This window comes from Arhodomonas aquaeolei DSM 8974, assembly GCF_000374645.1.
GTDB classification, from domain to species: Bacteria; Pseudomonadota; Gammaproteobacteria; order Nitrococcales; family Nitrococcaceae; genus Arhodomonas; species Arhodomonas aquaeolei.
This window is the reverse complement of record NZ_KB894800.1, coordinates 269,982-293,787: the sequence shown is the minus strand read 5'-3', so window position 1 is coordinate 293,787 and position 23,806 is coordinate 269,982. Positions and strand designations below refer to the sequence as shown.

Below are 23,806 nucleotides of genomic sequence, written 5' to 3'. Positions count from 1 at the left end.
CGTCGTCGCTGGGCTGCGGGCGCCGTGCCCGCGGGGCGCACCATTGTGCCTGCTCGCGCGCCCGGAGCGAACCGCGGGTGTCCCCCGGTCCGTTGGCTGCGGTCTGCCGTCCTGCCGGACGGAGCCCCGTGTCAGTCCGGCTCCGGCATGCGGTAGCCAGGCGTGGAGCGCATCAGCTGGAGTTCCTCGTCGTTCATCGACGCCTCGATGCCCTCGAACAGCGGCGTCGAGAGGTAGCGCTCGCCGGTGTCGGGGAGCATGGCGAGGAGCACCGAGCCGGCCGGCGCCCGTTCGGCGACGGCCAGCGCGGCGGCGAACGTCGCCCCGCCGGAGACACCGGTGAACAGCCCCTCCTCCCGGGCCAGCCGGCGGGACCACTCGATGCTCTCCGCGCCACTCACCGGCACGAGCTCGTCGACATAGCCCTTGTCGAGGGCTTCCTGGAGCACCCACGGGATGAAGTCCGGGGTCCAGCCCTGGATGGGGTGGGGCTGGAAGGCGGAGTGGCCCGCGGTGGGCTCGTGGCGCTCATTGCGGGGCTGGGGCTCGCCGCTGCCCACCAGCGGGGCATTGTCCGGCTCGCTCAGCACGAGCCGGACGTCCGGGCGGCTGGCGCGCATGGCGCGGCCGATGCCGGTGATGGTGCCGCCGGTGCCGTAGCCGCTGACGATATAGTCCAGGCGCTGGCCGTCGAAGTCCGCGAGGATCTCCCGGGCGGTGGTGGCCTCGTGGATGTCCGCGTTGGCCTCGGTCTCGAACTGGTGCGCGAGGAACCAGCCGTGGGTGTCGGCAAGCTCCCTGGCCTTCTCGTACATGCCGTAGCCCTTGAGCTCCCGCGGGGTGAGGACCACCCGCGCACCGAGGAAGCGCATGAGCTTGCGCCGTTCCACCGAGAAGCTCTCCGCCATGGTCACCACCAGCGGATAGCCGCGGGCGGCGCAGACCATGGCCAGGCCGATCCCGGTGTTGCCGCTGGTCGCCTCGACCACGGTCTGGCCGGGTTGGAGATCGCCGCGGCGCTCCGCCGCCTCGATGATGTTCAGTGCCAGGCGGTCCTTCACCGAGGAGGCGGGGTTGAAGAACTCCGCCTTCACGTACATCGACACGTGGCCGGGCGCGAGGCGGTTGATGCGGATGCACGGCGTGTCGCCAACGGCGTCGGCGGCACTGTCATAGAGACGGCCGCGGCCGGCCGTGGTCCTCGTCTGCGGGTCCATGTTCCCCTCCTGCCGGGTGGTCGGTGACGCGGCGATACCGGCTCCTGATCGTACCCCGCCGCCGCGGTCGACCCAAGGCCCGTGCGGTGCTCGGTTTTGCCGGTCCCCGCCATGGGCTACAATCCGGGCGTTTTCGGGGACTGATTCTTCATCCACGGGTGAAGATCGGTGGGGGTGACGTAACCGTCCGCCCGTGGCGCGGGGGCGCCGCGAGGCGGATTGCGTTCCATCGCGCCCCGTTACCGGGGCCTTCCCGGCCAACAGGAGTGTGTTCGTGCGACAGCCAGCCCGCGTGATTCTCGCCGCCGTGCTCATGGCGTTTGCCACCGTGGCGCTCGCCCAGGCGACCCGTTACGTCACCGACGAGTTCCGCATCAACCTGCGCAGCGGACCCGGTAACGGTTACCGCATCCAGAGCATGCTGCCCACCGGCGAGGTGCTCACGCTGATGGACAGCCGTGACGGCTGGAGCCAGGTGCGCACCCGGGACGGGCGCTCGGGCTGGGTGCCGTCGCAGTATCTCAGCAGCGAGCGTCCCGCCGCGGACCGGCTTGCCTCGATGGAGGACCGGGTCAACGAGCTGGAGCAGCGCAACAGCGAGCTGTCCTCCCAGCTGGAGACGACCAAGCAGCAGCTCGCCGATGCCAACGAGCAGGTCGATGCCCTCTCCGGCACCCGAGAGGAGATGGCGCAGAAGCTCGAGCAGGCCAAGGAGGGGCTCAAGCTCTCCGAGGAAAACGACCGGCTGACCAAGAAGAAGATCGATCTGGAGCGCCGTATCCAGGATCTGGTCAACGAGACCGAGCGCCTCTCCGACCGCAAGCAGCAGGACTGGTTCCTGGTGGGGGCGGGGGTGCTGTTCGCCGGCATGATCATCGGGGTCCTGGTGACCCGCATCCGCTGGCGACGGCGATCGAGCTGGGGCGACCTCTAGACGGACCGAATCGCGTCGGGGCGCCCCAGGACCTGCCTGTGCCGCGCCCCGGGCTTGCTCCGGGCGCGGGATCCACGCAGTCTCGAATCACTGACCCGAGTTTGGAGGGGCTGGCATGTCCCGGATTCCCGATGTGCGGCGGATGATCGCCGAGCTCGTGGCGCTGCCTTCCGTGAGCAGCGTCGACCCGGCCCTCGACCAGGGCAACCTCGCCGTGATCGAGTGCCTCGCCGAGTGGTGCGAGGCGCTCGGCTTCGCGGTGGATATCCGCCGTCTGCCGGGGGATCCGGGCAAGGCCAACCTGGTCGCGACCCTGGGCCGCGGTGAGGGCGGGCTGGTGCTCGCGGGCCACACCGACACCGTCCCCTTCGATGCCGACCGCTGGGCCAGCGACCCCTTCACCCTCAGCGAGCGTCAGGGCCGCCTCCACGGCCTCGGCACCAGCGACATGAAGGCCTTCCTGGCGCTGGCGCTGGAGGCCGTGCGCACCCTGGAGGCGGGGCAGCTGGATGCACCGCTGGTGCTGCTGGCCACCGCGGACGAGGAGTCCGGTATGGAGGGGGCCAAGGCCCTCGCCGGCAGCGGCCCCGTCGCCGGGCGCCAGGCGATCATCGGCGAGCCCACCGGGCTGCATCCGATCCGTGTGCACAAGGGCATGATGATGGAGGCGGTGCGCGTGACCGGCCGCTCCGGGCATTCGAGCGATCCGTCGCTGGGCATCAATGCGCTGGAGGCCATGCACGGGGTGATCGGCGAGCTCATGACCTGGCGCGACGAGCTCGGCCGGCGCTACCGCGACGAACGCTTCGCCGTGCCGGTGCCGACGCTCAACCTCGGCCACATTCATGGTGGTGACAACCCCAACCGCATCTGCGGCGAGGTGGTACTGCACTACGATCTGCGCCCGCTGCCGGGGATGAGCCCGGAGGCGCTGCGCGCCGAGGTGGAAACGCGGCTTCGGGGGGTCATGGCCGAGCGGCCCGGCGAGCTCACCCTGTCCTCGCTCTTTCCCGGGCAGCCCCCGATGGAGACGCCGGAGACCGCCGGGATCGTGGCCGCCGCCCGGGCGCTCACCGGCGAGGAGCCGGGTGCGGTGGCCTTCGGTACCGAGGGGCCGTGGCTGCGCGACCTGGGCATGGACGTGATCATCCTCGGCCCCGGGGATATCGCCCAGGCGCACCAGCCGGACGAGTTCATCGCCCTCGACCGGCTGGCGCCCACGGTCACGCTGCTGCAGCGCTTCATCCATCGCTTCTGCATGGAGGGCGCCGCATGAGCGAGGATCCGCAGCGGCTGGTGAGCGTGTTCCGCCAGGGCGCGCCCTACATCAACGCGCACCGGGGGGCGACCTTCGTGATCGCCTTCGGCGGTGAGGCCTTCGACGGCGATGCGCTGGCGCCGCTGATCCACGATATCGCCCTGCTCAACAGCCTCGGCGTGCGCATCGTGCTGGTCCCGGGGGCGCGCCCGCAGATCGAGCGCCGGCTGCGCGAGCGGGACCTGGAGATGCGCTACGTTCACGGCCGCCGGGTCACCGACGAGGCGGCGCTCGAGTGTGTGCGCGAGGCCGTCGGGGAGGTGCGTCTGGAGCTGGAGGCGCGGCTGTCGATGGGGCTGGCGAACTCGCCCATGGCGGGGCTGCGGGTGCGCGCGGCGTCGGGCAATTTCGTCATGGCGCACCCCTTCGGCGTGCACGAGGGCGTGGACTACCAGCACACCGGCGAGGTGCGGCGCATCGACGCCGATGCCATCGGTGAGCGGCTGGACGACGGCGCCGTGGTGCTGGTGCCGCCGCTGGGTTACTCGCCCACCGGCGAGGTCTTCAACCTCTACAGCGAAGATGTCGCCCTGGCGGTGGCCCGGGCCCTGCGGGCCGAGAAGCTGCTCTACCTGCTGGAGGGGCGGGACGTCACCGACGTCCGAGGAGGGCTGGTACGGCAGATGACCACCGACGAGACACGGGGGTATCTCGGCGAGCACGGCGAGGCGCTGCCGGAGGAGATGACGCGGCTGCTGCGCGGTGCCATCGACGTCTGCCATGGCGGCGTGCGCCGGGTGCACCTGCTCGACCGTCACCGTGACGGTGCGCTGCTCATGGAGCTGTTCACCCGCGACGGTGTGGGCACGCTGATCACCGCGCAGTCTTTCGAGCGCACCCGCCGCGCCGGGGTGGACGACGTGCCCGGCATCCTCGCGCTGATCGAGCCGATGGAGCGTGCCGGGGTGCTGGTGCGCCGCTCCCGGGAACGGCTGGAGACGGAGATCGGCGAGTTCACAGTGATGGAGCGCGAGGGCACGGTGGTGGCCTGCGCCGCGCTCCACCCGATGCCGGATGCGCCCATGGCGGAACTCGCCTGCGTGGCGGTCCACCCGGACTACCGCGGCACCGGCCGCGGCGACCGGCTGCTCGCGCGGCTGGAGGCCGAGGCGCGCAGCCGCGGGCTGGAGGCGGTGTTCGTGCTCACCACGCGGACCGCGCACTGGTTCGAGGAGCGCGGCTTCCACCGTGTCGCCCCGGAGGACCTGCCAGGCAGCCGCCGCTCGCTGTACAACCTCCAGCGCAACTCCCGCGTCTATCTCAAGACCCTGGGGCCGGCCTGAGGCAGTCGCCCCGGTCAACCGCGTCCGTCCGCGTGCTCCATCTCCAGGATCGCGGTCCACTCCGCCTCCCTGACCGGCATGACCGACAGCCGGTTGCCCTTCTTCACCAGCGCCATCTCCGAGAGGGCGGGCTCCGCCTTGAGCTCGGATAAGGGGATCAGCCGCTCCAGGCGGCGCTGGAAGCGCACGTCGACCATGTACCAGCGCGGGTTGTCCGGGTCGCTCTTGGGGTCGTAGTAGTTCGACTCCGGATCCCAGGCCGTATGGTCGGGATAGCCGGTGCTGACGATCTCCATGATGCCCGCGATGCCGGGGACCTTGGTGTTGGAGTGGTAGAAGAACGCCAGGTCGCCGGGCTGCATGCGGTCGCGCATCATGTTGCGGACCTGGTAGTTGCGCACGCCGTCCCAGTGGTCGGTCTGGTCGGGCTCCGCGGCGAGGTCGTCGATGCCGTAGACGTCCGGCTCGGACTTCATCAGCCAGTAGGCCATGGGCGAGTCTCCTGCGTTGTCTGTGTTGTGCCTTTCACGGCCGCGGCGCGAGGCGCCCATCACTGCCCCAGCGGGAAGCGGCGCAGACCCGAGGGGGTGAGTATGCCCCACAGTGGCACGTCCCAGGGCTCGGCGGCGAGGGTGTCGACCTGCTGAAAGTCGTGGGCCACGCCCACCAGGCGCGGGTGGTGCCAGCGCCGGCGCCGGTGGAGAAAGGCGAAGGTCCGGTCATAGAACCCGCCGCCCATGCCGAGTCGGTTGCCGGCGGCGTCGAAGCCCACCAGCGGCGTCAGCACCAGATCCATCCGCCGCGGGTGGCGCGTGGTGCCGGTGACGGGCTCCGGGATACCCAGGCGGTTGGGAGCGAGCCGTCGGCCCGGCCGCCATTCGCGGAAGCCCATCGGGGCGGCGGGGGCGGCGATCACGGGGAGATGGACGCGGCGTCCGGCGCGGTGGGCGGCGTGCATCAGCGGCCACAGGTCGGGCTCGCCGTCGGCGGCGCAGAAGGCCGCGAGGGTGTGTACCTGGCGCCAGAGCCGGTGGCGGAAGAGGTGGCGGACCAGTGCCCGTGCCGCCTGGTGCTGGCTTCGCCGATCCAGGGCTCGCCGTTGCTCGCGCAGCCGGCGCCGCAGCGCCCGCCGGTCCTGCCGGGATGTCATGGCCATGATCCGTGGGATGGGCCGCGGCGATGGCCGTGACCCGTATGAAACGAGAGACATCCCCCGCGTTGGTGCCGTGCAGGCATCGCCCTTGAACCCTTCGGTTCAGGTGGGGACAACGAGCGACCCTTTAGGCTTTCCGCTCCGGGGCGGACATGCACACCAGTGCCGCTACGCGTGCGTCCCCAAGGCGACTAAGTGTCGGCTCAAGAAAACGTATTGCCTGCTCTCGTACACCGCAGGGGATGTCGATAATTATGGTGCCGGAGATCGGTGCCGTGCGTCCAGCGCCGGGGGTCAGCCCGCCGACGACGGGTCGTCGTGCGTCGCGGCCGGTGCATCGTCCTCGAGGACGCTGCCGATGCGGCTGCTCAGGCGCTGGATCGCCTGGGCGGCGAGGTCCTGGTCATTGAGGCGGCGGCCCTGCTCCAGGAAGTCGCTGGCGATATTGAGCGCGGCCATGACCGCGATCCGGTCCTGGCCGACGATGCGGCCGCCGTCGCGGATCTCGCGCATGCGCGCATCCAGGAAGGCGGCGGCCTCGCGCAGGCTCTCGCGCTCGCCGGGGGAGCAGGAGACCATGTATTCGCGCTCGAGGATACGGACGGCGACGGGTTCCTCGCTCATGGTCAGTGATTCTCCATGGCCTTGAGACGGCTGATCATCGCCTCAATCTTCGAGCGCGCCTGTTCATTCTTCTCGAGGAGGCTGGCGCGGTCGGCGTTGAGTGATTCCTGGGAGTCCCGCAGGATACGGTTCTCCTCGCGCAGCCGCTCGCACAGGGCCAGCAGGTCGTCGACGCGCCGCTCCAGCAAGCGGATATGTTCAGCAAGGGAATCAGTCACCTGCAAGCCTCCCGGGGAGTCTGACCCGACTATAGAAGCGACCACCCGGAGGGTCAACGCGGGTGGTAGACTGAGCGCGTCGTCCCCGGTGGCGCCATGCATTCATTGGAGTAGCACCCATGCCTGACACCGAACTGTACCATCAGCTCGACGAGGCGCTCACCGCGGTGGACAGCGACACCACCGCCGCCGAGGCCCACGGGCTGCTCTGCGGCATGCTCAGCGGCCCCGGCGAGCCGGATCGTGCGCGCTGGATCGCGCAGGTGCTTGAACATGCCCATGCCCGCGGCGAGGCCGCCCGCGCCTGCCTGGAGGTGCTCACCGAGCTGTTCACCGATACCGCCGAGGACATGGCCGACGAGGAGCTGCGCTTTCGCCCGTTGCTGCCTGCCGACGATGCCCCCATCGGTGAGCGTTCCGCCGCGCTCGGGCACTGGTGCGAGGGTTTTCTGCTCGGCGTGAGCATGGGCGGCGTCGGCGAGGGCGGGCAGCGCCCCCGGGAGGTGGACGAGGTCCTGCGCGATTTCGGCGAGATCGCGCGCATCGACGACGACCCGGAGCCGGACGAGGACAGCGAGGCCGCCTACACCGAGCTCGCGGAGTACGTTCGCATGGGCGCGCTCCTCGTCCAGGAGCATCTCACCGCCCAGGCGCGTCAGAACGAGAACGCCAGGCGGCTGCACTGAATTCAGGCGACGGCACGGAGGTTCAATGGATTCCAGCGAGTTCGAGCGGCGCCGGCGGGAGCTGATGGCCGCGATGGGCGAGGGGGGGATCGCCATCCTGCCCGCCGCCCCGGAGCGCCGGCGCAATCGCGACGTCTTTCACCCCTACCGCCAGGACAGTGATTTCTGGTATCTCACCGGCTTCCCGGAGCCGGAGGCGGTGGCGGCGATCATCCCCGGCCGTGCCCAGGGCGAGTACGTGCTGTTCTGCCGCGAGCGTGACCCGGCCCACGAGGTCTGGGACGGCGAGATTGTCGGCCAGGACCGGGCGGTGAGCGACTACGGCGCCGACGACGCCTTCCCCATCGACGACATCGACGAGATCCTGCCGGGCCTCATTGAGGGCCGTGGCCGTGTGTACTGTACGCTGGGCTCGGATGCGGAGTTCGATGCCCAGCTCCTGGCCTGGATCAACCAGGTCCGCTCCCGGGCCCGCGGCGGCGCGCGCAGTCCCGGCGAGTTCGTGGCCCTGGAACATCTGCTCCACGAGCAGCGCGTGGTCAAGAGCCCGGCGGAGATTCGCCAGATGCGCCGTGCCGCCGAGGTCTCGGCGGCCGCCCACATGCATGCCATGCGGACCTGCCGGCCGGGCATGTACGAGTACGAGATGGAGGCGGAGTATCTCGCCGCCTTCCGCCGCGCCAACGGCTGGCCCGCGTACCCCTCGATCGTCGGCGGCGGCGCCAATGCCTGCGTGCTCCACTACATCCGCAACGACGCGCGCCTGCGTGACGGCGACCTGCTGCTGGTGGACGCGGGTGCGGAGCTGGAGTGCTACGCCTCGGATATCACCCGGACCTACCCGGTCAACGGGCGCTTCAGCGCCGAGCAGCGGGCGGTCTACGAGGTGGTGCTGTCCGCCCAGCAGGCCGCTATTGAGGCGGTCCATCCGGACAACCACTGGAACCGGCCCCATGAGGCCGCGACACGGGTGCTCGTCGACGGCATGCTCTCGCTCGGGCTGCTCGACGGCGACCGCGACGGGATCATCGAGTCCGGCGAGTACCGACGCTTCTTCATGCACCGGACCGGTCACTGGCTCGGGCTGGACGTCCACGACGTCGGCGATTACCGCATCGACGGGCAGTGGCGCCAGCTCGAGCCGGGGATGGTGCTTACCGTCGAGCCCGGCCTCTACATCCCGCCGGGTGCCGAGGGCGTGGACGAGCGCTTCCAGGGCATCGGTGTGCGCATCGAGGACGACGTCGCCGTGACCGCGGACGGTGCCGATATCCTGACCGCCGACGTGGCCAAGTCCATCGACGATATCGAGGCGGTGATGGCGGCATGAGCGACTACGACCTCATCGTCGCCGGCGGCGGCCTGGTGGGGGCGAGCCTCGCCGCGGCCCTTCACGGCAGTGGACTGCGGGTGGCCGTGATCGAGGCGGCGGCACCCGGCAGCGCCATGCAGCCGAGCTTCGACGAGCGCCAGACCGCGCTCGCCCCGTCCAGTCGCCGCTTCTTCGAGGCCCTGGGCCTGTGGCGGGATATCGCCGCCGAGGCCGCTCCGATCCGCGCCATCCACGTCAGCGAGCGCGGCCGTTTCGCGGCAACGCGGATGTATGCCGGGGATGAGGGGCTGGACGCGCTGGGCCACGTCGCACCCAACCGGGTCCTGGGGCGGGTGCTGCGGCCGGCCATGGAGAAGTCGGCCACCTGCTACACGCCGGCGACGGTAACCGGTGTCAGTGCCGGGGAGGACACCGTACACGTCGACGTGAGCGGCGCCGACGGTGACACCACCCTGAGTGCACGTCTGCTCGCGGTGGCGGACGGCAGCGCCTCGCCGCTGTGTGAGCAGCTCGGCGTCCCCCGGCGCAACCGCGATTACGGCCAGACCGCCGTCATCGCCAACGTCGGCGTCGAACGTGGTGACGGCGGCTGGGCCTTCGAACGGTTCACGCCCGAAGGCCCGCTGGCGATGCTACCGGCCGGGCAGGGGCGCTACGCGGCGGTATGGACGCTGCCCCACGAGCGCGCCGAGGCCATGGCCGCCCTGGATGAAGCGACCTTTCTGGATGCGCTGCAGCGCGCCTTCGGCTGGCGGCTGGGGCGCCTGGTCGCCGCCGGCGCCCGGGCGCGCTACCCCCTGCGTGCCATCGATGCCGTCGAGGTCACGGGGGCACGCACCGTGGTGCTCGGCAACGCCGCCCATACCCTGCACCCCGTGGCCGGGCAGGGCTTCAACCTCGCGCTGCGTGATGTAGCCGAGCTGGCGGAGCGGGCCGGCGCAGCGGTCGCGGCCGGTGGCGACTGCGGTGCGGACGATATCCTCGCCGGCTATGCGGTCGCCCGCCGTGGCGATGTGCGCCGCACATCCTCCTTTACCGACGTCCTGGTGCGCGGATTCTCCAACCGGCTGCCGGGGATCACCGCCGCCCGCGGTGCAGCGCTCGCCGCGCTGGAGCTGTTGCCCGCGGTGCGCCGCACACTGATCACCCATGCCATGGGCCGGGCTGGCCGTCAGCCGCGGCTGGCCCGCGGACTGCCCCTGTGGGAGGGCCGATGAGACGCGACGAGTATGACCTGCTGGTGCAGGGCGGCGGCATGATCGGGCTCGCCACGGCCCTGGCCGCCGCCGACGGCGGCGCCCGGGTGGCGCTGCTCGACCGTGAGCCGCCCCGGCCCTGGCAGGGCGGGGAGGTGCGCCAGCGCGTCTCTGCCCTGAACCTCGCCAGCGAGCGGCTGCTTACGGGGCTCGGGGTGTGGCCGGAGATCCTCGCCGAGCGGGCGGGGCGGTTCGAGGCCATCCACGCCGAGGACGCCGCGAGCGAGGCGCGGGTGCGCTTCGAGGCCGCCGACGCCGGTCTCGCGCACCTGGGCCACATCGTGGAGAACGAGCTGGTCTGCGCCATGCTCGCCGCCCGGGCCCCGCAGGCGGGCGTGAGCCGGCTGGCGCCCGGGGCGATCGCCGAGTGGACGCCGGAGGCGGAGGGCCTGGACGTGCGCCTCGAGGACGGCCGGCGCCTGCGCACCCGGTTGCTGGTCGGCGCCGACGGTGCGGGCTCGGCGGTGCGTACCCGGGCGGGTATCCACGCCCGCGTTGCGCCGTACGGCCAGGAGGCCGTCGTTGCCAACGTTACGACGGGCGCCCGCCACGGACACGCCGCACGGCAGCGCTTCCTGGAGGGCGGGCCGCTTGCCTTCCTGCCGCTGGCGGACGGGCGCTGCTCCATCGTCTGGTCCCTGCCCGCCGACGAGGCCGAGGTGACCGCCGGGCTATCGGATGCCGCCTTCACGACGCTGCTCGACGAGGCGGGCGGGTCACTGGTGGGCGGGATCGAGTCCGTCGGGCCGCGGGCGCGTTTTCCCCTGCGCCGGCTGCACGCGGAGCGCTACATCGACGAGCGCGTCGCCCTGGTCGGCGATGCCGCCCACGTCATCCATCCGCTGGCGGGGCAGGGCGCCAACCTCGGATTCCGCGACGCCGCGACCCTTGCCGAGGGCGTTGTCACGGCACTGGCCGCCGGCCGCGACCCCGGTGGCCGCGGCCTGCTGCGCCGCTACGAGCGGGCCCGGCGTGGCGACAACCACGCCATGCAGCTCGCCATGGACGCCTTCCATGCCGCGTTTACCCGCCATGATCCGCTGCTCGTGCGTCTGCGCGGCGCCGGCTTCGGCACCGCTGACCGCGTGCCGCCGCTGCGGCGGGCGTTCATGCGGGCGGCCACCGGCCTGGCCGGCGAGCTGCCGGCACTGATGCGCACCCCGGGGGTCGCGGCCTGAGGCATACCGGACCCGGTGCGCTGGTATCCGGGCGCCCGGGGTGGGTATAGTCTCGCGGAGATTTTCAGGATTCAGGGAGAGCAGCGACGATGAGCAACATCCCCACCGAACTGAAGTACACCCGCAGTCACGAGTGGGTGCGCACTGAGGATGACGGCACCGTGACCGTGGGCATCACCGATCACGCCCAGGAGTCCCTCGGCGACCTGGTGTTCGTGGAGCTGCCCGAGCCGGGCGGTGTCGACAGCGAGGCGACGGTGGCGGTGGTGGAGTCGGTCAAGGCCGCCTCCGATATCTATTCACCGCTCGCCGGCGAGATCACCGAGGCCAACGAGCGCCTCGCCGACGAGCCGGAGCTCATCAATCAGGACCCCTACGGCGAGGGCTGGCTGTTCCGCATGCGTCCCGCCGACGAGGGCGCCGTGGACGCGCTGCTGGACGCCGCGGCCTACACCGAGTTCGCCGCCGAGGAGTGAGCTTCCCCGGTGTGACCGGGACGGGGCCGCACTTGCTACTCCGGGTGATCTGTGGTCCCGTGTTGGCTTCTTATCGGCGACAGAGGGAGTAGTGAATGACCGCGCTGATCAGCGGATCCATGGCCTTCGACACCATCATGGTGTTCAAGGACCGCTTCGCCAATCATATCCTGCCCGACCAGGTCCACATCCTGAACGTGGCCTTCGTGGTCCCGGAGATGCGCCGCGAATACGGCGGCTGCGCCGGCAACATCGCCTACAATCTGCGCCTGCTCGGCGAGCGCGGTGTGCCGCTGGCGAGCGTAGGTGCGGATTTCGGTGTCTACACTGACTGGCTGGAGCGCTGGGATATCCCGCGCGATCACATCATCGCGCTGGACGACCACTACACGGCGCAGGCCTACATCACCACGGACATGGACGACAACCAGATCACCGCGTTCCATCCGGGGGCGATGGGTGAGGCCCACCGGGTGAGCGTGCCGGCGGGCTATGACAACCCGGTCGGCATCGTCGCACCGAACGGTCCGGACGCGATGGTCCAGCACGCCGAGCAGTTCAAGGCGGCGGGGATCCCGTTCATCTTCGATCCGGGCCAGGGCCTGCCGATGTTCGACGGCGAGGCGCTGCTGCGCTTTATCGACCAGGCCACCTGGGTGGCGGTCAACGACTACGAGTCCCAGCTGATGCAGGAGCGCACCGGACTCGACCTGGACGGCATCGCCGAGCGCGTCGAGGCGCTGGTGGTCACCCGCGGCGGCGAGGGCTCGTGGATCTTTACCGGCGGCAAGCAGATCCAGATTCCGGCGGTGGAGCCGGAGCAGGTGCTGGACCCGACCGGTTGCGGCGATGCCTATCGCGCCGGGCTTCTCTTCGGCCTCGGCCGCGGCCTGGACTGGGAGGTCACCGGTCGCATCGCCTCGCTGATGGGGTCGATCAAGATCGCCAAGCACGGCACCCAGAATCATTACTTCGATCTGGATGAGTTCCGCCGGCACTACGAGGCAGCCTTCGGCGAGGCCATGCCGGTCTGAACCGCGTCCACCGTCGTCCCCGTGACCTCGGGCGGCGGTCACCATGGCCGGGAGCGCGGCATCGCGCTGCCCGGCGGCTTTCCCTTCCCTCGCCCCGGAAATCCCCGTCGCGCTCGTGGCCAGTCCGCGGTGATTCGCCGTTGCCGATCCTGAGCTTCCGCCTCCCGGTCAGCCCCGCAGCAGGTCGGCCAGCGCCTCCGGTGTGCCCGCCTCGGGCAGGCAGTGGGTGCCGGTGCAGACACGGGCGCCGGCGGCCGGACCGAGGCCGGTGGCGTCGTCCGTGGGCAGCACGAAGACCTGGCGGCCCGGGGTGTACGCGGTGTCGCCGGCGTGGCGCCACTCCGCCGCGTCCGTGCCGTCGGCACGGATGAGCACGGTCTCCTCACCGTGCTCCCAGGCGAGCATGGCATCGATCATGGTGCAGTGGGCCTCCGGTGCCCGGGCAACGGCCCCGGCTGCGGCATCGACGCCGCGCCGGGCGGCGTCGCGGTAGGCGGCCTCGCCGGTGAGGTCGGCGAGGCGCTGCAGGCCGTGCACGGCAATGGCGGTGCCAGACGGCAGGGCGTCATCGCTGAAGCCGTAGGGTCGCTGGATCAGCGGCTCGTGATCGTCCGCGGTAAAGTGAAAGCCGCCGCCCGGTGCCTCGAAGCGGGCGAGCAGCAGATCGGCCACCGTCCGTGCCCGCTCCAGCCAGCGCGGTTCCCAGCGTGCCTCGAGCTGGGTGAGCAGGGCCCAGAGCAGGTAGGCATGGTCGTCCAGGTAGGCCGGCAGGGCGGCCGAGCCGTCGGCGTAGCGGGCGAGCAGCCGGCCGTCGGCCCAGAGGTTGTCGTCAATGAAGCCCAGGATGCCGGCGGCGGTGTCCACCCATTCCTGGCGGCCCATGAGCCGGCCGGCGTGGGCGAGGCCGCGGGCGGTCAACGCGTTCCAGCCGGTAAGGCGCTTGTCGTCCCGCGCCGGCGGGGTGCGCCCGGCGCGCACCGCCTGCAACCGCTCCCGGGCCTGGGCCCATCGCGACACGATCTGTTCGCGCGAGGCGCCCATGACCGGCGCGAGCTCCGAGAAGGTGGCATGGACGTGGAGGTGCCAGCGGCCATGGAAGTTCGCGCGCTCGTTGAGCCCGAAACGGTGGATCGTCAGTGTGGCGTCCTCGGCGGGCAGCGCCTCGCGCACCGTCTCCGGCGTCCAAAGATAGTAGGCGCCCTCACCCTCGGGCGTGTCCGCGTCCAGGGCGCTGGCGAAGCCGCCGTCCCCGCACTGCATCTCGCGCATCAGCCAGTCCACGGTCTCCCCGATCACGCGGGCGAACAGGCCGTCGCCGGTGATCCGCCAGGCGTCGGCGTACAGGCCGACCAGCAGGGCGTTATCGTAGAGCATCTTCTCGAAGTGCGGGATCATCCAGTAACGGTCGACCGAGTAGCGCGCGAAACCGCCGCCGACCTGGTCGAAGATCCCGCCGAGTCCCATGCGCTGCAGCGTCTGGCAGACCATGTGGAGGGCGTCGCGGTCGTCACGCCGGGCGTAGTGGCCGAGTAGATGACCGAGGGCGGCGGGCTGCGGAAACTTGGGTGCCTCCCCGAAGCCGCCGAAGGTCGGATCGAAGGCCTCGCCGAGGCTGTCACGGGCCCGGCCGGCGGCCTCGTCCGCTGCGCAGCGCTCGCCCTCGGGGGGCTGCTGGAGTGCCTTCAGCGCCTCGATCATACGCGTGTTCTGGCCGTCGATGGCGTCGCGCTGCTCCTGCCAGGCCTGGCTGACCCGGGCCAGGATGTCGCCGAAGCCCGGCAGGCCGTGCCGGGCGTCCGGGGGGAAGTAGGTGCCCGCGAAGAAGGGGACCTGCTCCGGCGTGAGGAACACCGTGAGTGGCCAGCCGCCGCCGCGGCCGTTCAGGAGCTGGTGGGCCGTCTGGTAGATGCGGTCGAGGTCCGGGCGTTCCTCGCGGTCGACCTTGATGCACACGAAGCCCTCGTTCATCGCCGCGGCGATCTCCGGCGACTCGAAGCACTCGTGGGCCATGACGTGGCACCAGTGACAGGCGGAGTAACCGATGGACAGCAGGATCGGACAGTCGCGCTCACGGGCCTCCGCCAGCGCCGCCTCGCCCCAGGGGTGCCAGTGCACCGGATTGTCCGCGTGCTGGCGCAGATACAGGCTGGCCTCGCGGGCCAGTTCGTTGCTGCCGGTGGTGGCCATGGTGGTGACGCCTCGCTCCTGCTCGTGTGCCCCGCCGCCCGGACCGTGGAGGCCGGCACCCGGACGGCGCAGCCGCAATGGTAGCATTCGGGCCAGACAGACGATGCGGGAGAGTCCGGCAAATGGACTGGGTTGACGACACGGGCTGGCTGGCCTCGGCGCGCTGGTGCCCGTCACCGAACCACAACGAGCGCCCCGTGGGGACGGCGGTCGACGCCATTGTGCTGCACGGGATCAGCCTGCCGCCCGGGGATTTCGGCGGCGACGCCATCGAGCGGCTGTTCACCAACCGGCTCGACCCGGCGGCGCACCCGTTTTTCGCGGAGGTCGCCGACCTGCGGGTTTCCTCGCACCTGCTCATCCGCCGTGACGGCGAGCTGGTGCAGTTCGTCGGCCTGGACGCCCGGGCCTGGCATGCGGGGCGCTCGGCGCTGGCCGGGCGGGTGGAATGCAACGACTTCGCCATCGGTATCGAGCTGGAGGGCACGGACGAGGTGCCGTACACCGAGGCGCAGTACACCCGCCTGCTGCCGCTGCTGGAGACGCTGATGGGCCACTATCCCGGGATCCGCAGGGAGCGGATCGTGGGGCACTGTCACGTGGCCCCGGGCCGCAAGACCGACCCGGGGCCGCACTTCGAGTGGGAGCGGCTGACACGGGCACTCGGCGTGCCCGTGCCGGCCGCGGATTCGCCGGCTAGTTGAAGGCGACGCTGGGGAGCCAGGTCACGAGGCCCGGCCAGAAGAACACCGCCGCCAGGCCGGTGAGCTGGAGCAGGATGTAGGGGAGCACGCCCTTGTAGATGTCGATCGTGTTGATCTCGGGCGGACAGACCCCCTTGATGTAGAACAGCGCGAAGCCTACCGGCGGGGTGAGGAACGAGGTCTGCAGGCAGACCGCGAACATGATCGTGAACCATGCCAGGTTGAACCCCATGCCCTCCACCACGGGCGCGACCAGGGGCAGGATGATCAGCGTGATCTCCACCCAGTCCAGGAAGAAGCCGAGCAGGAAGGTGACGAACAGGATCGTCGCCAGGATGCCGTAGTTGTTGAACGGCAGGCCGAGCAGGGCCTCCTCGATGACCTGGTCGCCGCCGAGGTTGCGCAGCACCACCGAGAAGGCGGTGGCGCCGAGGAAGATCGCGAAGATGAACGATGAGGTCCGCGTGGTCTGGTAGAGACTGTCGCGCAGGACCTCGAAGCTCATGCGCCGGTTAGCGATGGCCAGAAGCATGGCGCCCGCGGCGCCGACGCCGGAGGCCTCGGTGGGGGTCGCCACGCCCATGAAGATGGAGCCGAGCACTGCCAGGATCAGCCCGGCGGTGGGGGCGGCGGCCCACAGGGCGTTGGCGACCACGCGTGGTGTGACCTTGGGGACGTCCTTAGGGACCGGCGCGGCGTTGGGACGCACCCAGGCCAGGATGAGGACGTAGCTGATGTACAGCCCGCCGAGCAGCACGCCGGGGAATACCGCGCCCAGGAAGAGATCGCCCACGGAGGTCTCCGGGCGCGCCAGCCGGTCGGCCATGATCACCAGCATGATGCTCGGCGGGATGAGGATGCCGAGGGTGCCGGTAGCGCAGGCGGTGCCCACCGCCAGGGACTTGTTGTAGCCGGTCTTGAGCATCACCGGCAGCGAGAGCATGCCCAGCAGGACCACCGACGCGCCGATGATGCCGGTGGTGGCGGCCAGCAGCACGCCGATGATGATCACCGTCACCGCGTAGCCGCCGCGTACCACACCGAAGAGCGTGACCATGTTCTTCATCAGGCGCTCGGCCACACCGGAGCGGTCGAGCATGATCCCCATGAAGATGAACATGGGCAGCGCCACGAGGGTCGGGCTGGAGACCAGCGGCCAGATTCGCTCCGGAAAGAGCTCGACCGAGCTGCCCCAGTTGAACCAGAGGTTGGCGCCGAAATCTGCTACCAGCACGTGGCCGGCGATGCCGTAGATCACGGCGGTACCGGCGAGCGCCCAGGCCACCGGGAAACCGGTCAGCAGGATCAGCCCGAAAGTGGCGAACATCGCGATGACGAGGATTGCTTCTAGCGTCACGGTAACTCTCTCGCTCCGGCCCGTTATTTCGGTGGCAGGGGAAGGCGCCGGGGCCCTCTAGTGAACGGACGTGGTTTGACGTCGCGGCTTCGGGAAGCCGAACAGTAGCGCCGTGCACCGACTGATTCTCGCGATCACGGCGACAGCCAGCAGCACCATGGATAACGGGATTATCGACTTCAGCAGGAAGCGATAGGGAAGACCCGACGGCGCCTGAGAGGTCTCGCCGCGGATGAAGGAGTCGTATGCGTAGGGAAGGCTGTAATAGAGGACCAGCCCGAGAAACGGCAGCAGCAGCACGATCAGGCCGATGACCTCGATCCAGGCCTGCGTCTTCAGTGCCATGCGCTCATGCAGGACGTCCACGCGCACATGGTCGTCGGTGACCAGGGTGTAGGCGAGTCCGATTGGCCAGGCGATACCGTATATGTGCCAGGTCAGCTCCTCGAGCATGATCGAGCCCTGACCGAAGACGTAGCGCGAGATAACGCTGATCAGGATCACGGCGACGACGGCCAGCCACAGCCAGGAAATAAGCTTCCCCACGCTCCCGATCGTGCGATCGAGAGCGAGGGAAGCGGCGGTGTCGGGCAGCTCGGTGTGATGGTGGAAGTCCAGCTCCCCCTCGGGGATGTGGAATCCCTGTGCAGACTCGTTGCTATCGTCTTTCGACATGGTCACCAATCTCTCCATCACACCAAGCTGTTTTCCCGAAAAACCCTGAAAGGCCGGGAACTTAGTTGTTGGCTTCCTCGCCCCCGAGCATCATCTCGGGCTTGAGGTAGGCACGCTCACCCCAGACCTTGTACTGCTTCATGAACTCCTTCTGCGATTCCCAGACCCGCTTGAAGTCCTCGTTCTTGGAGGCCTCTTCCTGCATGACCTCGCGGGTGGTGGCGCGGAGCTCCTTGAGGACCGGCTCCGGGATCTGCGCGGTGTGCACGCCCTTGTCCTGGAACTCCATCAGCACCTTGCCGTTCTTGGCCTCGGACTCCGAGAGCGCGTAAGTCGTCGCGGCCATGCAGGCCGTGTCGATCTGCGAGCGCTGGTTTTCGCCGAGTGCGTTCCAGTCATCCTTGTTGATCAGCATGTACTGGGCGGTGAACTGCTGGTGCCAGCCCGGGAAGAGGTTGTACTTCACGACCTTGTTGAAGCCGAGGATCTGGTCGATGATCGGCAGCGAGAACTCGGTCGCGTCGATGGTGCCGGTCTCCAGGGCCTGGAACAGTTCGCCGCCGGGCATCATGGTGACCGAGGCGCCCAGCTTCTCGAGCACCCGGCCGCCGAGGCCCGCGAAGCGGATCTTCAGGCCCTTGTAGTCATCCAGGCTCTCGATGGGCTCGCGGTACCAGCCCGCCGTCTCTGGCCCGATAATGCCGCACAGCTCGGCGTGCACGTTGTAGCCCGCGTTCGCGTAGACCTCCTGGACGAGGTTGTGTCCCTCGTCGAAGTAGTACCAGCCCATGAACGCCCACGGCTTCATGCCGAAGGGGACGGCCGCGAACAGCGGAATGGCCGGGACCTTGCCCTGGTCGTAGCCGACCCAGGTGTAGCCCGCGGAGACCTTGCCGTCGCTGACCGCGTCGAGGATGTCGAAGGGCGGCACGATCTTGCCCGGCTCCGAGACGCGGATCTGGATGCTGCCGTCGCTGATTTCGTTAAGCCGTTTTGCGACCCAGGGTGCGGGCGACGCCAGGCCCGGGAGGGTCGACGGGAAGGCAATCGGCATGCGCCAGCGCACGCTGTCCTGGGCCTGCGCCGTGTTCGCGACCGCTCCGAGGGTCATCGCACCGCCGACGACAGCCGCCGCCGCGATACGGGTGATACCGGAAGGGAACTTCATACTCTGCCTCCTGTAAAGTGCGCTGAACTGCTTGCGCCGGGGCGCCTTGCAGGGTTTTGGAGTCGTTTTTTCACTCCGATTATGGTGCATACACGCGGTTGTGCCGCGGATATGCCGGCCCGGTGGATACCGGGTATCCGGACATTGATGGGAACGGCGGGGAAGACAGGGACGGGAGACCTGCCACGGTCGCGCTGCGCATGGGCGTGCCAGTGGTTGTCGTCATGGCTCCCCTCCGGTCCACGGCCGCGCGGCTTTGTGTCGTCTGCCGCGCTCCCCGGTTCGTTACGGGTCAGGGCATCTTGGCGGATGCTTGTTTTGGTCTGACCACCCAGCGCGAGTATAGGCAGGAATGCCCCCCCGGATGCAACCCCCGGCCGGTCGCGGTCTCAGCGGCCGGGGCCGGGCTGCAGCGCGGCCTCGCAGGCGACGGCGGTTATCGCGTCGCCGTCGTCGAGCCGTGCCGCGGTGAGGGAGCCACCCCACAGGCAGCCCGTATCCAGCGACAGCACGCGGGCGTCCGAGATCAGTCCCAATGTCGACCAGTGGCCGAAGACCACCTGCAGCCCGCCCTTGTCGAGAGCCCGGTGAGGAACCCGGAACCAGGGGTAGTATCCCCGCGGGGCCTGTGCCGGCGAGCCCTTGTAGTCCAGCAGCAGCCGGCCATCGGTGCTGCAGAAGCGCATCCGGGTCAGGGCGTTGGTGATGTAGCGCAGGCGTTCCCAGCCCTCGAGGGCGGGGTCCCAGCGGTCGGGGCGGTTGCCGTAGAGATGGCGCAGGAACGCCCGGTGATCGTCGCCGCCGAGCACCGCCTCCACCTCGCGGGCGGCCGCCCGGGCCTCCTCCAGGCTCCAGGCGGGGGAGAGGCCGGCATGCACCAGCACCCGGCCCGGGAATTCCGCCGACTCGTGCAGCAGCGGGCAGCGCCGCAGCCATTCGAGCAGCTCCTCGCCGTCCTCGGCCTCGATGATTTCGGTGACCGTGTCCGTGCGTTTGGCGCGGGCGAACCCGGCGGCGATACCGAGGAGGTGGATGTCGTGGTTACCGAGCACCGTCACCGCAGACGAACCGAGCCCGCGCACGAGGCGCAGGGTCTGCAGTGACTGCGGTCCGCGGTTGACCAGATCGCCGGTGAACCACAGGCGGTCCGCCGCCGGATCGAAGCGGATCCGTTCGAGCAGCCGTTGCAGCGCGTCGTAGCAGCCCTGTATGTCGCCGATTGCGTAAACGGCCACCGGATGGCCTCCTCACTGGCGATGGATTCGGGTGCCGGCCCGGGCACGTCCCTGCAGTGTTGCAGAGCAGCACGCCGAGGAAAACCCCGCGATTCGGGGCGTCAGGTCGCCGTGGTGAGTGCCCGGCGGCGGTCCTCCAGTGTCTCGAGGAGGTGGACGTAGCTGCGCTCGAACGCCGCCACGCCCTCGTGTTCCAGCCGCTCGGTGATGGCGTTCAGGACGATGCCGTGATCGGCGAGGCCGGCGAGCACGGCATCCGCGCTTTCCATCGCCGCGCTCAGCCCCTCGGCGGCGTGGCCGTGGTCCCGGAACGCCTCGAGGGTGGCCGGCGGCAGGGTGGTGACGGTCTCGCTGCCGGCGAGACCCTCCACATAGAGAACATCGCTGTATTCCGGGTTTTTGGTACCCGTGGAGGCCCACAGCAGCCGCTGGGGGTGAGCGCCTGCCTCTTCCAGCCGGGCGAAGCGCTCGCCGTGGCGCATCTCCTGATAGTGGCGGTAGGCCGCTGCCGCATTGGCGATGGCGGCACGTCCGCCCAGGGCCTCCAGCGCACCGGGGCCCGCGGCCTCAAGCTCCCGGTCCACCGCGGCGTCCACGCGGCTGACGAAGAAGCTCGCCACGGCATCGATGCCCGTGACCTCCAGGCCGCGGTCGAGCCGGTGTTCCAGGCCGCGGAGCCAGTGCTCGAGCACCTGGGCGTAGCGCTCGCGGGAGAACAGCAGCGTCGTGTTGACGTTGATGCCCCGCGCGGTGAGGGTCTCGATGGCCGCCAGTCCGGCCTCAGTGCCCGGGATCTTGACCATGAGGTTATCGCGCTCGATGCGCTCGACCAGCCAGCACGCCTGCTCGATGCTGGCCTCGCTGTCGCCGGCGAGCAGCGGGGAAACCTCCATGCTGACGAAGCCGTCCCGCCCTTCCGTGGCCTCGTAGACGGGCAGGAGGATGTCGGCCGCGTCGCACACGTCCGCGATCGCGAGCTCGAAGAACAGGTCTTCCGCCCGGGCCTCGGGATGTCGCGCCAGCGCCGCGCGGAGCGCGCTGTCGTAGCGTGTGCCGTCGGCGATCGCCTGGTCGAAGATGGTCGGATTGGTGGTCACCCCGGTGACCGCGTCACGTTCGAGGTGGGCATGCAGGCCGCCGTCGTCGATGAGGCCGCGGTGGATGGTGTCCAGCCACACGCTCTGGCCGAGGCGTTGCAGGTGGTGCAGGGGGGTGTTGCTCATCCCGGTTTCCCTGTTGGTCGTGATCGTCGTCTCCCCGGGGCCGACCGCGGTGCGGAATCGGCATATTGCCGGGTTTCCGCAAAGTTGCGGGCGGTCATGTTGTGTTACGCTCTAGCGCGTTCGCTTCCGGTGGCATGTATCGTCGGCCGGGGGCGCAGGCGCCGGAAACAGCGAGCCATCATGCGAAAACCCGATCTGCTGACATCTCTGACGATTGCCGTCGCCGTGGCCTTTGCGGCCTCGGTGTTCGTCCCCTACCTCTGAGGCCCGCAGGCGCAACACGCCCGGGGCGCTGCCGCTAGAGGCGCACCGCGAGGACGTCGCAGGGCGCGCCGTGGAGTAGCGCGTTCGCCGTCGAGCCGAGCAGCAGTGCGAGACCGTGGCGGCTGTGTGAGCCCACCACGATGAGGTCCGCGCCGCATTCCTGCGCATGTTCGATGATCTCGCGCTTGGTCTGTCCGACCCGCACCTCCCGATCGTCCTCGGCGACGCCCAGTTTCTCCCCGAGCTCGCGCAGGCGGCGTTCGGCATTGGCGAGCAGTTCCTGCTCCACGTTCGCGGTGGGTGGGATCATGAGCTCGTTGCCGGGCTCCACCGGCATGTTCTCCACCACGTGCAGCAGGCTTAGCCGGGCGCCGTAGCGCTCCGCCATGTCCCGGGCGCGCAGGCCCACACAGGCGCTGTCGTCCTGGAAATCCGCGGCCAGCAGAATGTGCTGATACCCCTCCATGCCATGGCCTCCCCGTCGGCATTAGGCATGGCCTCAGGGTAATGCACGCACGCGCCGTGGAGAAGCGCTCCGTGTCCGCTTCAGCCCAGTCGGCGTGCGAGCGCGGCGAAGTCGTCGAGGCTCAGCGTTTCGGCGCGTGTCCGCGGGTCGATCCCGGCCGCGGCGATGGCGTCGGTTTCGAGCAGCCCGGACAGGGCATTGCGCAGGGTCTTGCGCCGGGCCGCGAACGCACGGGTAACCACGGTGGCGAGGCGCTCCTCGTCGGGCACGTCGACCGGCGGGGCGGCATGAGGCACCAGGCGCACGAAGGTCGAGGTGACCCGGGGGGCCGGCGTGAACGCCCCGGGCGGGACATCGAACAGCGGCTCCACCCGGCAGCGGTACTGGATCATCACCGACAGCCGGCCGTAGGTGCCGCCCCCCGGTGCCGCGGCCATGCGTTCGACGACCTCGCGCTGGAGCAGGAGGTGCAGGTCGGAGACGGGCGCGGTACCGGCGGTGAGGTGGAAGAGCAGCGGCGTGGAGATGTTGTAGGGCAGGTTGCCGACGATGCGGATCGGCCCCTCGCCCAGCGAGGCCGGATCGACTCGCAGGGCGTCGCCCTGAATGATGCGCAGCCGGCTGCTGCCGGCGTCGAGGCGCTCCAGTCCGGCGATGAGGTCGCGGTCGAGCTCGATGACCGTGAGTGCCCCGGCGGCCTCCAGCAGCGGCCGGGTGAGCGCGCCCTGGCCGGGACCGATCTCCACGATGGCCTCGCCGGACACCGGTGCGATGGCGGCGATCATGCGCTCGATGTAGGCGCGCTCATGGAGGAAGTTCTGTCCGAAGCGCTTGCGGGGCCGGTGGCTCAACGGCCGCCCCCGGTCGCGAGGCGGGTGGCGAGCTCGATCGCGGCGCGGAGGCTGCCGTCCCGCGCCCGGCCGCTGCCGGCGAGGTCCAGGGCGGTGCCGTGATCGACGGAGGTGCGCACCACGGGCAGCCCCAGGGTGACGTTCACCGCTTCGCCGAAGCCCGCGTACTTGAGCACCGGCAGCCCCTGGTCGTGATACATGGCGAGCACCGCGTCGGCGTGGTCCAGGTGCTCGGGGGTGAACAGGGTATCGGCGGGCAGCGGTCCGGTGAGCGCCATGCCCTCGCCGCGCAGGCGTTCGAGCACGGGTGTGACCACCTCGATCTCCTCGCCTCCGAGGTGGCCGCCCTCGCCGGCGTGGGGATTGACGCCGGCGACAAGGATCCGGGGTGCGGCGATGCCGAAGCGCCGGCGCAGTTCGTCCTCGAGCGTGCGGGTCACCCGCTCCAGGCGCCCGGCGGTGATCGCGTCGGCGACCTCGCGCAGGGGCAGGTGGGTGGTGACCAGCGCCACGCGCAGTCCGCCGGCGACGAGCATCATCACCGGCAGGTCGCCGCCGCTGTGGTGGGCGAGGTATTCCGTGTGGCCGCTGAAGGGTACGCCGGCCTCGTTGATCACACCCTTGTGCACGGGGGCGGTGACCATGCCGGCGAAGTGCCCGTCAAGACAGCCGCCCAGGGCGGCGTCGAGCATGGCGAGCACGGCGGTGGCGTTGCCGGGGTCCAGCCGTCCCGGGGTCACCGCCTTGTGCATCGCGACCGCCTCGATCTCCAGTCCGTGGTCCGGGGCCGGTGCGTCCGGGCGGTAGGGCACGAGCTCGATATCCAGTCCGAGAGTCCGGGCCCGTGTGGCGATCACCTCCGGATCGCCCACCAGTACCGGGCGGCAGTCGGCCGGCGGGTTCGCCGCGAGCATGGCGAGCAGGTCCGGACCGATGCCCGCCGGCTCGCCCATGGTGACCGCCAGG

24 protein-coding genes and 1 other RNA gene are annotated in these 23,806 nt (G+C 70.0%); 10 read left to right on the top strand and 15 right to left on the bottom strand.

Annotated features, from left to right (window positions below):
* Nucleotides 1-131: 131 nt before the first annotated feature.
* Entirely contained in the window at nt 132-1,217 is a 1,086-nt protein-coding gene (locus C516_RS0101235; RefSeq protein ID WP_018716531.1) for a PLP-dependent cysteine synthase family protein, read from the bottom strand.
* 274 nt (nt 1,218-1,491) lie between these two features.
* Here C516_RS0101235 and C516_RS0101230 point away from each other — a divergent pair, with 274 nt between their 5' ends.
* The 3 genes from C516_RS0101230 (at nt 1,492) to argA (ending at nt 4,752) form a co-directional block, all read left to right on the top strand.
* Complete coding sequence (locus C516_RS0101230) at nt 1,492-2,151, top strand: TIGR04211 family SH3 domain-containing protein (protein WP_156831086.1); 660 nt, start codon at nt 1,492-1,494, stop codon at nt 2,149-2,151.
* 115 nt (nt 2,152-2,266) lie between these two features.
* Entirely contained in the window at nt 2,267-3,427 is a 1,161-nt protein-coding gene (argE, locus tag C516_RS0101225; RefSeq protein ID WP_040409078.1) for an acetylornithine deacetylase, read from the top strand.
* Nucleotides 3,424-4,752, top strand: coding sequence for an amino-acid N-acetyltransferase (gene argA / locus C516_RS0101220; RefSeq protein WP_018716528.1), 1,329 nt, complete (start codon nt 3,424-3,426; stop codon nt 4,750-4,752). Before argE ends, argA begins: the two co-directional genes overlap by 4 nt.
* Nucleotides 4,753-4,766: 14 nt before the next feature.
* Here argA and C516_RS0101215 read toward each other — a convergent pair whose 3' ends face one another.
* The 5 genes from C516_RS0101215 to C516_RS0101200 all read right to left on the bottom strand — a co-directional run bounded on the left by C516_RS0101215 (nt 4,767) and on the right by C516_RS0101200 (nt 6,747).
* Nucleotides 4,767-5,243: an EVE domain-containing protein gene (locus C516_RS0101215; protein ID WP_018716527.1), complete on the bottom strand. Its 477-nt coding sequence runs from the start codon at nt 5,241-5,243 to the stop codon at nt 4,767-4,769.
* Nucleotides 5,244-5,302: 59 nt separating this feature from the next.
* Nucleotides 5,303-5,902 carry a 5-formyltetrahydrofolate cyclo-ligase gene (locus C516_RS0101210; protein ID WP_018716526.1) on the bottom strand — a complete coding sequence of 200 codons (600 nt, stop codon included), beginning with the start codon at nt 5,900-5,902 and terminating at the stop codon, nt 5,303-5,305.
* Between the two features lie 56 nt (nt 5,903-5,958).
* Nucleotides 5,959-6,150: non-coding RNA, 6S RNA (gene ssrS / locus C516_RS20725), on the bottom strand.
* A 49-nt stretch (nt 6,151-6,199) separates the two neighbouring features.
* Entirely contained in the window at nt 6,200-6,529 is a 330-nt protein-coding gene (locus C516_RS18145; protein WP_018716525.1) for a cell division protein ZapA, read from the bottom strand.
* A gap of 2 nt (nt 6,530-6,531) precedes the next feature.
* Complete coding sequence (locus C516_RS0101200) at nt 6,532-6,747, bottom strand: TIGR02449 family protein (protein WP_240466214.1); 216 nt, start codon at nt 6,745-6,747, stop codon at nt 6,532-6,534.
* A 119-nt stretch (nt 6,748-6,866) separates the two neighbouring features.
* On the opposite strand from C516_RS0101200, the gene C516_RS0101195 reads away from it, so the two are divergent.
* The 6 genes from C516_RS0101195 (at nt 6,867) to C516_RS0101170 (ending at nt 12,710) form a co-directional block, all read left to right on the top strand.
* The gene (locus C516_RS0101195; protein ID WP_018716523.1) at nt 6,867-7,433 is read left to right on the top strand and encodes a UPF0149 family protein; all 567 of its coding nucleotides are present in this window, start codon (nt 6,867-6,869) and stop codon (nt 7,431-7,433) included.
* Between the two features lie 25 nt (nt 7,434-7,458).
* Nucleotides 7,459-8,763 carry a Xaa-Pro aminopeptidase gene (gene pepP / locus C516_RS0101190; protein ID WP_018716522.1) on the top strand — a complete coding sequence of 435 codons (1,305 nt, stop codon included), beginning with the start codon at nt 7,459-7,461 and terminating at the stop codon, nt 8,761-8,763.
* On the top strand, nt 8,760-9,983 hold the full coding sequence (ubiH, locus tag C516_RS0101185) for a 2-octaprenyl-6-methoxyphenyl hydroxylase (RefSeq protein ID WP_018716521.1): 1,224 nt from the start codon (nt 8,760-8,762) through the stop codon (nt 9,981-9,983). Before pepP ends, ubiH begins: the two co-directional genes overlap by 4 nt.
* Nucleotides 9,980-11,200 (top strand): UbiH/UbiF/VisC/COQ6 family ubiquinone biosynthesis hydroxylase, encoded by a 1,221-nt coding sequence (locus C516_RS0101180; protein ID WP_018716520.1) that lies wholly within the window; start codon nt 9,980-9,982, stop codon nt 11,198-11,200. Before ubiH ends, C516_RS0101180 begins: the two co-directional genes overlap by 4 nt.
* An 89-nt stretch (nt 11,201-11,289) precedes the next feature.
* A complete protein-coding gene (gene gcvH, locus C516_RS0101175; RefSeq protein ID WP_018716519.1) occupies nt 11,290-11,676 on the top strand; it encodes a glycine cleavage system protein GcvH in 387 nt (128 codons plus the stop codon).
* Nucleotides 11,677-11,771: 95 nt separating this feature from the next.
* Entirely contained in the window at nt 11,772-12,710 is a 939-nt protein-coding gene (locus C516_RS0101170; RefSeq protein ID WP_018716518.1) for a carbohydrate kinase family protein, read from the top strand.
* A 168-nt stretch (nt 12,711-12,878) separates the two neighbouring features.
* Here the strand turns inward: C516_RS0101170 and C516_RS18140 are convergent, their stop codons facing one another.
* A complete protein-coding gene (locus tag C516_RS18140; RefSeq protein ID WP_018716517.1) occupies nt 12,879-14,897 on the bottom strand; it encodes a thioredoxin domain-containing protein in 2,019 nt (672 codons plus the stop codon).
* Nucleotides 14,898-15,019: 122 nt separating this feature from the next.
* Here C516_RS18140 and ampD point away from each other — a divergent pair, with 122 nt between their 5' ends.
* On the top strand, nt 15,020-15,601 hold the full coding sequence (gene ampD, locus C516_RS0101160) for a 1,6-anhydro-N-acetylmuramyl-L-alanine amidase AmpD (protein ID WP_018716516.1): 582 nt from the start codon (nt 15,020-15,022) through the stop codon (nt 15,599-15,601).
* On the opposite strand, the gene C516_RS0101155 is transcribed toward ampD, so the two are convergent.
* The 8 genes from C516_RS0101155 to pdxA form a co-directional block, all read right to left on the bottom strand.
* Nucleotides 15,594-16,958 carry a TRAP transporter large permease gene (locus C516_RS0101155; RefSeq protein ID WP_018716515.1) on the bottom strand — a complete coding sequence of 455 codons (1,365 nt, stop codon included), beginning with the start codon at nt 16,956-16,958 and terminating at the stop codon, nt 15,594-15,596. The two genes, ampD and C516_RS0101155, sit on opposite strands and share 8 nt — an antisense overlap.
* 57 nt (nt 16,959-17,015) lie before the next feature.
* A complete protein-coding gene (locus C516_RS0101150; RefSeq protein WP_051088173.1) occupies nt 17,016-17,633 on the bottom strand; it encodes a TRAP transporter small permease subunit in 618 nt (205 codons plus the stop codon).
* A gap of 61 nt (nt 17,634-17,694) precedes the next feature.
* Entirely contained in the window at nt 17,695-18,801 is a 1,107-nt protein-coding gene (locus C516_RS0101145; protein WP_018716513.1) for a TRAP transporter substrate-binding protein, read from the bottom strand.
* Nucleotides 18,802-19,190: 389 nt separating this feature from the next.
* A complete protein-coding gene (locus tag C516_RS0101140; protein ID WP_018716512.1) occupies nt 19,191-20,036 on the bottom strand; it encodes a symmetrical bis(5'-nucleosyl)-tetraphosphatase in 846 nt (281 codons plus the stop codon).
* Nucleotides 20,037-20,137: 101 nt separating this feature from the next.
* The gene (gene tal, locus C516_RS0101135) at nt 20,138-21,259 is read right to left on the bottom strand and encodes a transaldolase (RefSeq protein ID WP_018716511.1); all 1,122 of its coding nucleotides are present in this window, start codon (nt 21,257-21,259) and stop codon (nt 20,138-20,140) included.
* Between the two features lie 298 nt (nt 21,260-21,557).
* Nucleotides 21,558-21,989: a universal stress protein gene (locus tag C516_RS0101130; protein WP_018716510.1), complete on the bottom strand. Its 432-nt coding sequence runs from the start codon at nt 21,987-21,989 to the stop codon at nt 21,558-21,560.
* 80 nt (nt 21,990-22,069) lie between these two features.
* Entirely contained in the window at nt 22,070-22,840 is a 771-nt protein-coding gene (gene rsmA, locus C516_RS0101125; protein ID WP_018716509.1) for a 16S rRNA (adenine(1518)-N(6)/adenine(1519)-N(6))-dimethyltransferase RsmA, read from the bottom strand.
* Nucleotides 22,837-23,793: a 4-hydroxythreonine-4-phosphate dehydrogenase PdxA gene (pdxA, locus tag C516_RS0101120; protein WP_040409132.1), complete on the bottom strand. Its 957-nt coding sequence runs from the start codon at nt 23,791-23,793 to the stop codon at nt 22,837-22,839. Before pdxA ends, rsmA begins: the two co-directional genes overlap by 4 nt.
* Nucleotides 23,794-23,806: the final 13 nt, after the last annotated feature.